This is a genomic window from Sulfuricystis multivorans, assembly GCF_003966565.1.
GTDB classification, from domain to species: Bacteria; Pseudomonadota; Gammaproteobacteria; order Burkholderiales; family Rhodocyclaceae; genus Sulfuricystis; species Sulfuricystis multivorans.
The window spans coordinates 1,998,810-2,013,267 of the sequence record NZ_AP018718.1 but is presented as its reverse complement, the minus strand read 5'-3'; the positions used below and the strand labels follow the sequence as shown (position 1 = coordinate 2,013,267).

At 64.7% G+C, this 14,458-nt stretch carries 12 protein-coding genes; 8 read left to right on the top strand and 4 right to left on the bottom strand.

The window, feature by feature from the left end; translation table 11 throughout:
• Both acsA and EL335_RS10075 read right to left on the bottom strand, forming a co-directional pair.
• The gene (gene acsA, locus EL335_RS10080; RefSeq protein ID WP_126446548.1) at positions 1-1,770 is read right to left on the bottom strand and encodes an acetate--CoA ligase; all 1,770 of its coding nucleotides are present in this window, start codon (positions 1,768-1,770) and stop codon (positions 1-3) included.
• Positions 1,771-2,038: 268 nt separating this feature from the next.
• On the bottom strand, positions 2,039-4,462 hold the full coding sequence (locus tag EL335_RS10075) for a Lon protease family protein (RefSeq protein ID WP_126446546.1): 2,424 nt from the start codon (positions 4,460-4,462) through the stop codon (positions 2,039-2,041).
• A 105-nt stretch (positions 4,463-4,567) separates the two neighbouring features.
• Between EL335_RS10075 and polX the strand changes: the two genes are divergently transcribed.
• The 7 genes from polX (at position 4,568) to EL335_RS10040 (ending at position 11,297) form a co-directional block, all read left to right on the top strand.
• Positions 4,568-6,295 (top strand): DNA polymerase/3'-5' exonuclease PolX, encoded by a 1,728-nt coding sequence (gene polX / locus EL335_RS10070; RefSeq protein ID WP_126446544.1) that lies wholly within the window; start codon positions 4,568-4,570, stop codon positions 6,293-6,295.
• Positions 6,292-6,705, top strand: a complete 414-nt coding sequence (locus EL335_RS10065) for an archease (RefSeq protein WP_126446542.1) — start codon at positions 6,292-6,294, stop codon at positions 6,703-6,705. The genes polX and EL335_RS10065 overlap by 4 nt, the downstream gene beginning before the upstream one ends.
• A 9-nt stretch (positions 6,706-6,714) precedes the next feature.
• A complete protein-coding gene (locus EL335_RS10060; RefSeq protein ID WP_126446540.1) occupies positions 6,715-8,145 on the top strand; it encodes an RtcB family protein in 1,431 nt (476 codons plus the stop codon).
• Positions 8,145-8,429, top strand: a complete 285-nt coding sequence (locus EL335_RS10055) for a DUF504 domain-containing protein (protein WP_126446538.1) — start codon at positions 8,145-8,147, stop codon at positions 8,427-8,429. The genes EL335_RS10060 and EL335_RS10055 overlap by 1 nt, the downstream gene beginning before the upstream one ends.
• On the top strand, positions 8,422-8,730 hold the full coding sequence (locus tag EL335_RS10050) for a DUF3175 domain-containing protein (protein WP_126446536.1): 309 nt from the start codon (positions 8,422-8,424) through the stop codon (positions 8,728-8,730). The genes EL335_RS10055 and EL335_RS10050 overlap by 8 nt, the downstream gene beginning before the upstream one ends.
• 179 nt (positions 8,731-8,909) lie before the next feature.
• The gene (locus tag EL335_RS10045) at positions 8,910-10,031 is read left to right on the top strand and encodes an SGNH/GDSL hydrolase family protein (protein ID WP_172600080.1); all 1,122 of its coding nucleotides are present in this window, start codon (positions 8,910-8,912) and stop codon (positions 10,029-10,031) included.
• Between the two features lie 162 nt (positions 10,032-10,193).
• Positions 10,194-11,297 (top strand): polysaccharide pyruvyl transferase family protein, encoded by a 1,104-nt coding sequence (locus EL335_RS10040; RefSeq protein WP_126446532.1) that lies wholly within the window; start codon positions 10,194-10,196, stop codon positions 11,295-11,297.
• Here the strand turns inward: EL335_RS10040 and EL335_RS10035 are convergent.
• A complete protein-coding gene (locus EL335_RS10035) occupies positions 11,234-11,974 on the bottom strand; it encodes a Mut7-C RNAse domain-containing protein (RefSeq protein WP_126446530.1) in 741 nt (246 codons plus the stop codon). The genes EL335_RS10040 and EL335_RS10035 overlap by 64 nt on opposite strands.
• Before the next feature lie 391 nt (positions 11,975-12,365).
• On the opposite strand from EL335_RS10035, the gene EL335_RS10030 reads away from it, so the two are divergent.
• Positions 12,366-12,842 carry a Crp/Fnr family transcriptional regulator gene (locus EL335_RS10030; protein WP_172600079.1) on the top strand — a complete coding sequence of 159 codons (477 nt, stop codon included), beginning with the start codon at positions 12,366-12,368 and terminating at the stop codon, positions 12,840-12,842.
• Here EL335_RS10030 and EL335_RS10025 read toward each other — a convergent pair.
• Positions 12,839-14,458, bottom strand: a complete 1,620-nt coding sequence (locus EL335_RS10025; RefSeq protein WP_126446526.1) for an NAD(P)-binding protein — start codon at positions 14,456-14,458, stop codon at positions 12,839-12,841. The two genes, EL335_RS10030 and EL335_RS10025, sit on opposite strands and share 4 nt — an antisense overlap.

Below are 14,458 nucleotides of genomic sequence, written 5' to 3'. Positions count from 1 at the left end.
TCACGCACCTCCTTCCAGCGTCGAGGTGTCACCCTCGGGCAGCCCCAGCTCGCGCGCCTTCAACAGCCGGCGCATGATCTTGCCGCTCCTGGTGCGCGGCAGGCTCGCCAATACGGCGATTTCCTTCGGCGCGACGGCGGCGCCGAGGCGCTTTCTGGCATGGGCGAGCAGTTCGCGGCGCAAGGCTTCGCTGTCTTCCCAGCCCTTCTTCAGCGAGACGAAGGCCTTGACCATTTCGCCGACCACCGGGTCGGGCTTGCCGATCACGCCGGCTTCGGCGACCGCCGGGTGCTCCATCAACGCGCTTTCGACCTCGAACGGCCCGATCAGATGACCGGCCGACTTGATCACGTCATCAAGACGACCGACGAACCAGAAATAGCCGTCGGCATCGCGTTTGGCCAGATCGCCGGTCAGATACCACTCATGGTTCGGGCCGGCGAAGCACTTGCGATAGCGTTCTTCGTTGTTCAGATAGCCGCGGAACATCGACGGCCAGCCCGCTTTCAGCGCCAGTTCGCCCTCGACATCGGGCGTGTCGATCACGCTCACGTCGTCCTCCTCGTTACGCTTCACGATCGTCGCCTCGACGCCGGGCAGCGGCCGACCCATCGAGCCTGGCTTGATATCGAAGGCGGGTGTGTTGGCGATCATGATGCCGCCGGTTTCGGTCTGCCACCAGTTGTCGTGGATCGGCAGGCCGAACACTTCCTTGCCCCACCACACTGCTTCCGGGTTGAGCGGTTCGCCGACGCTGGCGATGAAGCGCAGCGCCGGAAAACGATATCGCTGCGCGAGTTCCGCGCCGGCCTTCATCAGCATGCGGATCGCCGTCGGCGCCGTGTACCAGACCGTGACACCCTGATCCTGCAAGATGCCATACCAGCGCTCGGCGTCGAACTCCTCGCGGTCGACGAGGCTCGTCACGCCGTGCAGGAGCGGCGCGATGATGCCGTAGGAGGTGCCCGTCACCCAGCCCGGATCGGCGGTGCACCAGAAGATGTCGTCGGGGTGCAGGTCGAGCGCATAGTAGCCGGTCGCCCAATGGGTCAGCATCGCCGCATGGACGTGCATCGCCCCTTTCGGGGTGCCAGTCGTGCCGCTGGTGAAATGCAGCAGCGCGAGGTCTTCTGCCGCAGTGACCCCAGCGACCGGCGCGTCGCTCGCTGCCGCCATCAGCGAGGCGAAGTCATGGGTGCCGGGCACTGCGGTCTGGCCACCCTCCGCCGCGACGAGCAGCACATGCTGGAGCGTCGGCATTGCCTCGCGCCAGCCCGCCACCTTGCGCCCGTAGAGCAGATCGGTGGTCACCAGCACCTTGCCCCTGCCCAGGTTGATGCGCGTCGCGATCGGCTCCGGGCCGAACGCGGAAAACAGTGGGGAGGCGACGCAGCCGCATTTCAGGCTGCCGAGCACGCTCACAAAGAGCTCGGGGATGCGCTCGGCGAGCACGAACACGACGGTACCCGGCGCGCAGCCCAATTGCCGCAGCAGATTCGCGAAGCGATTGCTTTGCCGCGCCAGTTCGGCATAGGTCATCTCTTTCGGCGGCTGGCCTGCGGCGAGGAAGCGAAACGCTACCCTTTCGGCCTTCTTCGTCGCCAGCCAGCGGTCGGTGGCGGCCCAGCCGATGTTCACGCCCATCGGCCCGGTGAGGCTTGCCGCGACCGCATTCCAATCGAAACGTGCCCGCTCGGCGCCGTAATCGCTGAAATTCGGCGCGACTCGCCAGTCGGCTGGTGTCTTGCGGATGATCGCCGTCGGTTCCATCGCTTCCCCTTTCAACCCAGATTGTCCATTAGGGCGCGAGGCGATTTCGTGGCGAGGGCGAGGCGATTTGCGTCCGCGCGACGAGCCAAAACCCTCGTCTATTGGCGAGGAGCGCGGGCGCGAAGGGCCCGCCCGCAGACCGAAAGCGCCCGCGCAGTCCAGGATGACAAGGTTTGCTCACGCTCATCCGATGACAGGACGGTCTAATGGACAATCTGGGTTTAAACCCAATATAGCCCGGGGAAGGGAAGGTGGGAAGGCAGCGAGGTCAGTGTTTTTTCTGCTGCTTCTTGTGGCCGCCGCCATGGACTTCGGCAAACGCCTGACGCAAGGCGGCCATTTCGGCGAGCTGGACTGCGATCAGATAGTTGATCGTGCCGGGCGGGATGTTGCCTTGTTCGTCGGGCATGCCGGCAGGCACGCCGGTCAATAGCTCGATCGCTTGGTCGACGTTGGCGACGGCCCAGAGGTGGAAACGGCCGGCTGCGCAGGCTTCCACGACGTCTGGTCGCAACATCAGATGTTCGAGGTTCGCGATCGGGATGATGACACCTTGCTCACCGGTCAGCCCCGTCGCCTGGCAGGTGTCGAAGAAACCTTCGACCTTTTCATTCACGCCGCCGATCGCCTGCACCTGACCGAACTGGTTGACCGAGCCGGTGACGGCGATGCCCTGGCGGATCGGTGCATTGGCCAGTGCCGAAAGCAGCGCGGCGAGTTCGGCGAGCGAAGCCGAATCGCCTTCCACCGGGCCGTAGGACTGTTCGAACACCAAGCTGGCGGTGAGCGAGAAAGGCTGCAGGCGGGCGTAACGCGCGGCGAGAAAGGAGGCGAGGATCATCACTCCTTTCGAGTGGATCGGGCCACCGAGCTCCGCTTCGCGCTCGATGTCGATCACCTCGCCTTCGCCGAGGCGGATCGTCGCGCTGATGCGTACCGGCTGACCGAAACGCTCGCCGGCGAGATCGTAGACGACCAGGCCGTTGATCTGGCCGACCTGGCTGCCGGCGAGATCGATTAGGCGTACGCCGCGGCGAATCTCGTCGATGCCGAGCCGTTGCAGACGTTCGCTGCGGGCGCGGCGGGCGGCGAGCGCGTCATCGACATCGGCAGCGCCGACCACGGGGTGTTGCGCCTGCGCGGCATGGAAATCGGCTTCGACCAAGAGGTCGGCGATCTGGCGCGTCGCGGTGGTCAGACGCGCGGCATCATCGGCGAGCCGTGCCGCGTGATCGATGACGCGCGCCACCGCGGCGGCATCGAACGGACGCAGTTGTTTGGCGCGCACCTCGCTGGCGATGAAGCTGGCATAGCCGGTGATGGTCGGCGCCTCGCGCGGCACCACATCGTCGAAATCGGCCGCCACCTTGAAGAGCTGCTCGAATTCAGGATCGTATTCCTTGAGCAGGTAGTAAAGATGACGTTCGCCGATCAGGATCACCTTCAGGTCGAGCGGAATCGGTTCCGGCTCGATGGTCAGCGTCGACAGCAAGCCGAAGATCTGCCCGAGCGATTCGATGCGCACCTGGCGTGCGCGCAGCGCGCGTTTCAAGCCTTCCCAGGCATAGGGCTGACCGAGCAGTTTGTCGGCATCGAGCACCAGATAGCCGCCATTGGCGCGCTGCAATGCGCCGGCACGGATCATCGTGAAATGCGTGATCAATGTCCCCATGTGGGCGATGTGGTCGACGCGGCCGATCAGATTCTGGAAGCTCGGCGGGTCTTCGAAGACGATCGGCGCCCCTTGGGTCGCGCCGTGGTCGATGAGCAGATTGACCTGATAGCGCGACAGCGGCAAGTTGCCGGCCATCGCCCCGACGGGGCCTTCCGCTTCCCCCTTCGTCTCGCGCAATTCTTCGGCGCTGTCGACGACATCGCGCATCACCTCGTCGAGAAAGGCGACGACATTGATGAGATCGACATAGTGCGCCTTGAGCTCCTCGATCAGGTGGCCGACCGCCAGGGTCATGGTCTCACGGCTGAGCGCCAGAAGGCGCGCCTGCAGCTCGCGCCGCCAGCGGGGGAACTGATGCAGCAGCTCGCGCAATTTCTCGCCATACGCTTCGATCAGCTTGTTGAGACGTTCCTTCTCCGCGTCGGGCAGGGCCTCGAAATCATCCGGCCCCATCGTCTCCTCGCCCTTGAGCGGGGCGAACATGAAACCCTGCGGGGTGCGCAGCAGGGCGATGCCGTTTTCGCTCGCGGTCTGGCCGAGTCGGCGCAGCGCCTGGTCTTCGCGTTCCTTGTATTCCTCCTGCAAGGCTTCGGCCTGGCCGCGGAAGGTGTCGCTCTCGAAGGCGGCGGCGATCGCCTTGGCCAGTTCGGCGACGAAACGCTGCATGTCGGCCTTCAGGCGCGCGCCGCGGCCAGGGGGGAGGATCAACAGCCGCGGCCGGTTGCTGTCGGCGAAGTTATAGACGTAGCAAAGGTCCGGCGGCACGGCTTGCCGCGGGGCCAGCTCGTCGAGCAGCCGGGCGACGAGGCGATGGCGGCCATAGCCCGGTTCGCCGAGCAGGAAGGCATTGAAGCCCGGCGCGCGTGTCTCGAGCGCAAAATGCAGCGCCGCGCGAGCGCGTTGCTGGGCGATGCCGGCGGGCGATAGGAGCACCTCGTCAGTGGTGGCAAAACCCAGCTGCGCGGGGTCGCAGCGTTGGCCGAGCTGGTCGGGGCTGAGGGGAGCGGGGACGGTCATGAGGCGATCGTTGGATTCGGTATGAGGATCGCCCGATTATAGGGAGCGCACCCCGGCGATTTCAGGGGATAATGAAATCGCTCGATTTGCCGGAAAGGCTCGGATATGCCCATCCACAATGCCGACATCGCGGCGATCTTCACCGAGATCGCCGATCTGCTCGAGATCGAGGGCGCCAATCCGTTTCGCATCCGCGCCTACCGCAATGCATCGCGCATCGTCGGCGAATGGTCGCGCGAGTTGCGCACCCTCGTCGAGCGCGGCGAGGATCTGACACGATTGCCGGGCATCGGCGAGGATCTCGCGGCGAAGATCCGCGAGATCGTCGAGACCGGCAAATGCCGGGCGCTCGAGAAACTGCGCCAGGAACTGCCGCCGGCCATCACCGAACTGCTGCACATTCCGGGGCTGGGCCCGAAACGCGTCCGTACGCTCTGGCACGAGCTCGACATCCAGACGCTGGAGCAGCTCGCGCGTGCCGCGCGCGACGGCCGCATTCGCACCCTGCCGGGGTTTGGCACCAAGACCGAGGCGAACATCCTGCAAGCGGTCGAGCAGCATCTGTCGCAGAGCAAGCGGCTCAAGCTGGCGATCGCCGCGCAATATGCCGGCTCCCTGCTGACCTGGCTCAAAGGAGCAAAAGCGGTGGAAAAGATCGAGATCGCCGGCAGCTTCCGTCGCGCGCGCGAGACCGTCGGTGATCTCGACATCCTCATCGCCACACGCGATCCCGCGGCGGTGATGCGGCGCTTCACGGCTTACGAGGAGGTGCGTGACGTGCTCGCGGCGGGGGAGACGCGCGGCAGCGTGGTGCTGAAGTCGGGCCTGCAGGTCGACTTGCGCGTGATCGAACCGGAAGCCTGGGGCGCGGCGCTGCTCTACTTCACCGGCTCGAAGGCGCACAACATCGTACTGCGCAAGCTCGCCCAGGAGCTCGGCCTCAAGCTCAACGAATACGGGCTGTTCCGCGGCCGGCAGCGTCTGGCCGGAAGCAGCGAAGAGGAGGTTTATGCGGCGTTGGGACTCGACTGGATTCCGCCCGAGCTGCGCGAAGACCGCGGCGAGATCGGCGCGGCGCGTGCGCACCGGCTGCCGAAGCTGGTTCAGCTTGCCGAGCTGCGCGGTGATCTGCACGTGCATACCCAGGCCACCGATGGCCGCGACACGCTCGAGGCGATGGCTGCCGAGGCGCAGCGGCTGGGATTCGAATATCTCGCGATCACCGAGCATTCCCGGCGACTGACGATGGTGCATGGGTTGGATAGCCGTCGGCTGCGCGAACAGTGCGCGCAGATCGACCGGCTCAACGAGAGCTTCGAAGGCTTCCGGCTGCTGAAGGGCATCGAGGTCGACATCCTCGAAGATGGTCGCCTGGATCTCCCCGACGACGTGCTCGGCGAGCTCGATCTGGTCGTCGTGGCGATCCACAGCCGTTTCGACCTGCCGCGCGCGAAACAGACCGAGCGCATCCTGCGCGCGCTCGATCATCCCTATGTCAGCATCCTCGCCCATCCGAGCGGCCGCCTGATCGACGCGCGGCCGCCGTTCGATGTCGATATGGCCAGGATCGTGCGCGCGGCGAAGGCGCGTGGCTGTTTCCTCGAACTCAATGCCCACCCCGAGCGGCTCGATCTGACCGACAGCGATTGTCTGCTGGCCAAGGACGAAGGCGTGCTGGTGGCGATCGATTCCGACGCGCACAGCCGGGCCGATTTCGCCAACCTGCGCTTTGGCCTCGGTCAGGCGCGGCGCGGCTGGCTGGAAGCCAAGGACGTGCTGAACACGCGGCCGCTGGCCGAGCTGTTGCCCCTGTTGGCGAGGACACGGAAATGAAATGGGAGACATTCGAACACGACGCCGACGTCGGCGTGCGGGGCTTGGGCGCGACGAAGGCCGAGGCCTTCGCCGCTTGCGCCATGGCCTTGACCGCGGTGATCACCGACCCCACGAAAGTCGGCGGCTTTGAGGCGGCACGGATCGAATGCGCAGCGCCCGATGACGAACTGCTGTTGCTCGACTGGCTCAATGCGTTGATCTACGAGATGGCGACGCGCAAGCTACTCTTCTCGCGCTTTACGGTGAGCATCGAACATCATCGTCTGACGGCGACCGCATGGGGCGAGCCGATCGATGTCGCGCGCCACCAGCCGGCCGCCGAGATCAAGGGGGCGAGCTTCTGCGAACTGAAAGTAGAACACCTTCCCGACGGGCAATGGTTGGCGCAGTGTGTCGTCGATGTATGAGGAGTGGAGATGGAACTGAAAAGCCTAATCCAGAGAAGCGAATTTGCATGGGAGGTGCCGCAGACCGGCGCGATGCGCGTGCCGGGCATCCTCTTCGCCGACCGCGCACTGGTCGAGGCGATGGACGAGAAAGTGCGCGAGCAGGTGATTAACGTCGCCAAGCTGCCGGGCATCGTCGCGGCTTCCTATGCGATGCCCGATGCCCATTGGGGCTATGGCTTTCCGATCGGTGGCGTGGCCGCCTTCGATCCCGATGCGGGCGGGGTGATCTCGGCCGGCGGTGTCGGCTTCGACATCTCCTGCGGCGTGCGCTGCCTGCTCACCGGCCTGACGGTCGGTGAGGTCGAAGCCGTCGGACATGAGCTTGCCGATCGTCTGTTCGCCAAGATTCCGGCCGGCGTCGGCAGCACCGGCGCGATTCGTCTGTCGGCTGCCGAGATGGACGCGATGCTCGAAGGCGGCGCGCGCTGGGCGGTCGAACGAGGCTGGGGGCGCGGCGAAGATCTCTTTCGCATCGAGGAAGACGGCTGTGTCGCCGGCGCCGATCCGGCTGCGGTTTCGGCGCAGGCCAAGCAGCGCCAGCGCGACGAGATGGGCACGCTCGGCTCCGGCAATCACTACCTCGAAGTGCAGCGGGTGGTCGAAATCTTCGACCACGAGGCTGCGGTCGCTTTCGGCCTGAAGCAGGACGAAGTGGTGGTCAGCATTCATTGCGGCTCGCGCGGCCTGGGACACCAGATCGGTACCGACTACCTGCGCGAGATGGCGATCGCCGCGCCGGGCTTCGCGCTGGCGCTGCCCGATCGCGAGCTCGCCTGCGCGCCGCTGTCTTCCCCGCTGGGCAAACGCTATCTCGGTGCGATGCGCGCCGGCATCAACTGCGCGCTGGCCAACCGGCAGATCCTCACCCATCTGACGCGCGAAGTGTTCGGCGAATTCTTTCCGGGCCATGATCTGCCGTTGCTCTACGACGTCTCGCACAATACCTGCAAAGAGGAGATTCATACCGTGGCGGGCGAAAAGCGCCGCCTGTTCGTGCATCGCAAAGGCGCGACACGCGCCTTCGGCCCGGGGCATCCAGAATTGCCGCCGGAATATCGCGCCGTTGGCCAGCCGGTGTTGATCGGCGGCAGCATGGGCACCGCCTCCTGGGTGCTGGCTGGTGCCGCCGGCACCGAGGAGCGCGCCTTCGGCTCGGCCTGTCATGGCGCTGGCCGCGCGATGAGCCGCAACGAGGCGACGCGCCGCTTTTCCGGCCGCAAGATCGTCGCTGAGCTGGCCGCGCGCGGTGTGCTGATCCGCAGTCCGAGTCTGCGCGGGGTGGCCGAAGAAGCGCCCTTCGCCTACAAGGACGTCGGCAGCGTCGTCGAGGCAGCCCATCGCGCTGGTCTGGCGCGCAAGGTGGCGCGGCTGGCACCCCTCGTCTGTGTGAAGGGCTGATGCAACCGATCCACGAACTGCTCGCCCGCATCCGCTGGGATGCGGCGTTTGGCAAGGGCGAATTCGTACTCGGCTATTGGGATCGCGTTGCCGGTGCCATCCGGCATGTCAAACTTTCCGACATTGGTCGCGACTCCGACAATCCCGAACTCCTTACCCTCATCGACGCGGAAGGGCGCGTGCATGACATCCCGCTGCACCGCATCCGCGAAGTCTGGCGCGATGGGCGATTGATCTGGCGGCGGGCACCGGAGCGGGCAGCGCCCACAGCCAGGGATGGATGAGAAGAAACCCAGACGCTGGTCGCAGCAGGTGACCGAGACGAGCTTTGCGCTCGATCTCGAAGCCGGGGTATTCACCTGGGACGACCCGGCCGCGATCGCGCGCTCGCTCGCGGCCTCGGCCGAGGCGAGCACGCGCCGCAAGGCGAGTCCCTTCCAGTCGGCGATGTCGATGCTCAACTTCTACATCAACCGCGCCGGCCGCAAGCTGCCCAGCGAACGGCGGGCGATCCTGGAAGCCGCGAAGGACGAGCTGCGCAGGCTCTATGGCCGGTCGGCGCCAAACCGGCCGCAGACGAGATGAGGCCAGAATGGCGCAGAGCATCTGCCAGCGCGAAGCCACGGATCGGCTGAAAGTGTCGCTTTTCTTTACATGGCTATTCGATTGAAAAACGCAAGCCAATGAGTTGCAACGAAAACGCAAACAAGCATGAATCTTGCATGGAAACAACGGGTTCCCGTATCTGCTTCAGGGAGAAAACAATGAAAGCGCGTTCTCTATTCCTTGGCCTTTGTGCCTGCGGGCTCTTCTGCAGCGCCCCCAGCCAGGCCGCGAGTTACAGCAGCCTATACATCTTTGGCGATAGCCTCGCCGATACCGGCAACAATGCCTGGGTGTTCGACGAGGCGATACCGGCCATCTATGGGTCATCCCACCCCTATGCCTTTCAGCGCACAGAGGCGCCGATTTCGCCGGGTTCCGATGAAGTCGATACGTCACTGGTGCCGACTTTCCCTTATACCGCGAACCGTTATTCGAACGGCTGGGTGTGGCCGGATTATGTCTCTGCGATCACCGGACTGCCGACCCAAAATGCGCTGAACGGGGTGAGTTTTTCTGACCTGTACAACTTCATGATGGGAGGAACCGTGCCTCCTGTGACGGGTACCAATTTCGCTTTCGGCGGAGCGCGGGTCGGCACCACACCGCCCCTGGGGTTCCCGTTCAGCCTCGTCGATCAGGTTTCTGCCTTTGCGCTGCTTCTCGACGGTAACCCTGCGCCGGCAGATGCACTATTCGTCGTCGAGGGTGGTGGCAATGACCTGCGGGATGCTTTCGCCGCGGCGATGGACAGTGACCCAGCCACTGATCCGTGGGCAGTGATCACAGATTATTTGACTGGAATGGAGACGGTGCTGGAAACCCTGGCCGACTTGGGGGCCCAGCACATCGCGGTATGGAATCTGCCAAATCTCAGCCTAGTACCCGCCGTGCAAGCCTTGGGCAGCGATGCGGTGTTTAGCGCATGGCTTGGGTCGACGATCATGAATGCGCAGCTCGATTCTGTTCTGGATGGATTCGAAGATACTTTCTCCGGAGACCTGACTCGCTTCGATCTGTTTGGCATCATGACGGCGATTGCCGATAACCCAGCTGCTTATGGCCTGACCAACGTCTCGAGTGCTTGTGCGGTGGATCCGGCTTGTGTCGCCGATCCAACTGGTTACCTTTTCTGGGACGGCATCCATCCGACCACATACGGCCATCAGTTGGTCGCCACTGCTTTCGTCAATACCATGCGGATGCCCGAACCGGCGACGCTCTGGCTCATGCTGATCGTCCTGCTGCCTGCGGCTTTGGGGCGGCGTCTGGCGCGCAGTTAGCGGAGGAATGCCACGGCGAGCATCGGAGACGAAGTCGGCGCTGACGGGACGGCACCGGCGCTGCTCTTCGGCGCCCACGACCGCCACAACTTCGGCGATCTGCTGTTCGGCCGGATCGCGGCGGCGCTGTGTGAGGGCAGAACGCTCATCCCGGCGGGTTTGGTGGCACGCGACCTGACGCCCTATGGCGGCTTTCGCATCGAAGCGATCGCCGATCTGGCAGCCAGGTATCACGGCGTGCCGGTCGAGATCATCCACGTCGGCGGCGAGATCCTGACCACCACCGCCTGGCAGGCGGCGGTGATGCTGGCCGAACCGGAGGAAGCCTCCGGGCTGATCGCGCGCTTCGACACCGACCCTGTGGGTGCGCGTACCTTTGCAACCGAGCGCTTTGGCCTCACTGCCGCAGCGCCTTATGTGATCGGCCGCGAGCTTTTTCCGGCGGCACGGCGCATCGTGTTCAATGCCGTCGGCGGGGCGGATCTCGCCCATGCCGATGCGTCGTTGCGGCGCGAGGTGCTGGCGAAGCTGGCAGGGGCTGATTCCCTTTTTGTGCGTGACCGAGCCACCCAGGCCGCCCTGGCCGAGGACGGTATTGCGGCCGCACTCGCGCCCGATCCGGTGGCGGTCATCGCCGAGCGCTTCGGCGCACGTATCGCACAGGAGACGACACGGGGCGAGGTGGCCGGCATCCGCTCGTACTTTCCTGCCGGCTTCGTCGCCGTGCAATTCGCCGCCGAATGTGGCGATGACGCGACGCTGGACTCGCTGGCCCGTGGCTTTGATGCCATCGCGGCGGAAACGGGCTGGGGCATCGTCTTTTTCCGTGCCGGTACCGCCCCCTGGCATGATGACCTCGATGCGTATCGGCGCTGCGCTGCTCGGCTCGCAACGGCGTCCTGGCGCATCTTCGCAGCGCTCGATGTCTGGCAGATCGCGGCGCTGATCGCGGCGAGCCAAGGGTTCGCCGGCACCAGTCTGCACGGCCATATCGTGGCCACCGCGTTTGCCCTGCCGCGAGTGAGTTTCCTGCCGCCTTCGCTGGCCGGCCGCAGCAACAAACTCGCCGCCTATCTGGCCACCTGGGAGATGCCGGAAATGCCGGGCGTGGTCGACCTGGCGCGGCTCGCCGAGGGCTTTGCACGGGCGATCGGCGTCGCTGCCGAGGCCCGGCAAAGCCATGCCCATCGGCTTGCACAGCTTTATCGGCGGACTGCGGCCGACAGCATCGCCTGCATCCGTTCCCAGTGCGAGCCGGGCCAATAGATGCGTTGGCAGCTCGGACAGCGGCGGAAATGCCGTTGATGTTCCCGCACCGAAGGTGGCAGTTGGTCGATTACCACCTCCTTGGCGACGTCGCGGAGCAGGACATTGCACAGCAGACAGCGTGAAAACGGCGCGAAGTGAGGCAACAGGTCGAAACGCCTGACGACTTCGGCGAACTGCGCCTCGGCCTTCAAGGCATGCACATAGGCACCGTAGCGGATCGTGCGCAGCTTCAACAATTCGAGATCGCGCGTGAGCACGATGCGCGACTCGCGGTCGGCGAGCTCGGCGATCTCCCGATCGTCATAGTCGTTGCGAAATGCGGTATCGAAGCCAGCCATCCGCAACATGCGGGCGAGCCCGCCGAGATGGCAGTCGGCGATGAAGCTCGGTCTGCCGGGGGGCGGTGCGTTGAGCGGCGCGAGCGGGGAGAGGTCGAGCCGCTTGATGGCAGGATACACCGCCACCCGGTCGCCATCCTTGAGCAGGCGTGAAAAGCTCGCGGGCTCGCCATTGACGAAGATGTACGCCACCTCGGTATGCGGCACGCCGCAGGCCTCGATCATGTGCTTGGTCGTCGCGGCGCGGGCGAGTTTGACGACGAAATCCCGCTGCCGCCGTTCGAGCGGCAGGAAGGCGTTGAGCTCGGCATAGAAGCGAAAGGTGGCGCTGGCCATGGGTGCATTACTCTAAGGAAACGCTGAATAAGTTGCTGCGCGGGCGCATCGCTGCGTTGCGCGGTGTTGGCTTCGGCCGCTTCGCTTAACCTCGGCAAAGCCGAGGTTAGCCTTCGCCGCAACTTCGTTGTCTCTCCCTCGCCTAACTCCATGTTATGTCTCGGTCGCTGCGCACCAAACGCCTTGCGCTACATCCCGCTCGCGGCCTTCTTCAGCGTTTCCCCTAACCCGCCTGCTAGGGGCGGAGATGACGAGCAAATCGAACTCGATCACTGCCCCAACGGACGTGGCGGCATAGAAGCGTCCTATTCCCACCCAAAATCTAACAATGGGGCGAATCGGCAGGGGTCGATATACTTTTTTTCGTCTCGAAATCGTAGGTCTGTCGCCCATGCCCATCACGTCAGAACACGAACCGGCGCGCTTGCTCATCAAGGATTCCGAGCTCGGCAGGTTTCTTGGCGACCTCGACTGCCAGGTCTTGGCCACCGTCATGGAAGTGCGCGAACTGACGGATGGCGAGGTGTTGGTGCGCGAGGGCGACGAGGATTACACGCTTTTCATCGTCACCGCCGGCAGTCTCAAAGTGAGCAGCAAGGTCAATGGCCGTAACCGGATCGTGAATACGATGAAGGCCGGCGATTGTGCCGGCATCCGCTGTTTCGTCGAGCGCACGCCACGCCAGGTGACCTTGCAGGCCAAGGGGCCGACGGTGGTGTATGCCGTGCGGCCGGACGATTTCGAGCTCTTGATCGAAACTCATCCGCGCCAGGTCTACAATTTCATGCGTGGCCTGTTCCGCATGCTCAACATCAATCTCGAACGGATGCACGAGAAGATTCGCCGCTTGGCGATCACGCCACGCTAGTTTTCTTCCGGCACCATCTTGATCGCTCCGCACGGACATTCCGCCGCGCACAGCCCGCAGCCCTTGCAATAGTCGTAATTGAATTCGAAGCGCTTGCCAGGGCCGAGCTTGATCACCGCATTGTCCGGGCAGACGCCGTAACAGTTGTCGCATTCGAAGCAGTTGCCGCAGGATAAGCAGCGGCGTGCTTCGAACAGGGCATTCGATTCATCCAGCCCCTGCACCACTTCGTCGAACGTGGACTGGCGGCGCAGGATGTCGAGCGTCGGCCGCACCTGATGCGGCGCCTCGGAGTAATACCAGGTGTTGAGCTTGTCGAAGGTGGCAGGCTCATGCTTGGGGGGCGGAAGATAGGTTTCGCCTTTCAGCCAGGCGTCGATGTGGCGCGCGGCCTGTCTGCCGTGGCCGACCGCGACCGTCACGGTACGCTCGGAGGGCACCATGTCGCCGCCGGCGAAGATGCCGGGGCGACCGGTCATCATGTTCGGGCCGACCTGCACGACGCCGTCTTTCACCTCCAGCCCGGGCACCTTCTCGAGCAGCGACAGGTCCACGTCCTGGCCGAGCGCCATCACCACCGAATCCGCCGCCAGCGTCTCGAATTCGCCGGTCGGCTGCGGGAAGCCTTTGTCGTCGAGCACCATCTTCTCGATGGTGATTTCGCCGGCGTCGGCATGCTTGATCGTCGCCAGCCACTTGATCATCACGCCTTCCTCGAGCGCTTCTTCGATCTCGGAATCGTGCGCCGGCGCCTTGTCGCGGGTGCGGCGATAGACGATCACCGGCTCGGCGCCCAGGCGCTTCACCGAGCGGGCGACGTCGATCGCCGTGTTGCCGCCGCCATAGACGACGACACGGCGGCCGAGCTGCGGCTTCTCGTCGCCTGCTAGCGAACGCAGCACCGAGACCGCATCGAGCATCTTTGCGGCGGTGCCGGCCGGAATGTAGGCGCGCTTGCCGATGTGCGCGCCGACGGCGAGAAAGGCGGCATCGAAACCTTCCTGCATCGCCGCTTCGAGATCGCCGACCTTGGCGTTGAGCTTCAGGGTGACGCCCAACTCGAGGATGCGCGCGACTTCGGCGTCGATCACCTCGCGCGGCAGGCGGTATTTCGGGATGCCGAAGCGCATCATGCCGCCGGGATAGGGAGCGGCTTCGCGAATTTCTACTTGGTGGCCCAGCCGGGCGAGGTGATAGGCGCAGGAAAGACCCGATGGCCCGGCGCCTACGACCAGCACCTTCTTGCCGCTTTTCGTCTCGGGTTTGGCAAAACGCCAGCCGCGTTTGATCGCCTCGTCGCCGAGGAAGCGTTCGACCGAATTGATGCCGACCGCCTCATCCAGATGCTGACGGTTGCAGGCGCCCTCGCAGGGATGGTAGCAGACGCGGCCCATGATCGCGGGCAGCGGGTTGTTTTCCACCAGCGCGCGCCAGGCCGCTTCGTAGTCGCCGGCTTCGGCATGATAGAGCCAGCCCTGGATGTTTTCCCCGGCCGGGCAGGCGGCATTGCACGGCGGCAGACGGTCGACATACACCGGCCGGAAAGTGCGCCATGAGCCGGTGCGGTTGGCGAGCGAGGAGCCGGGATCGAGGGTGATGGCAAAGGGCTTGTCCAT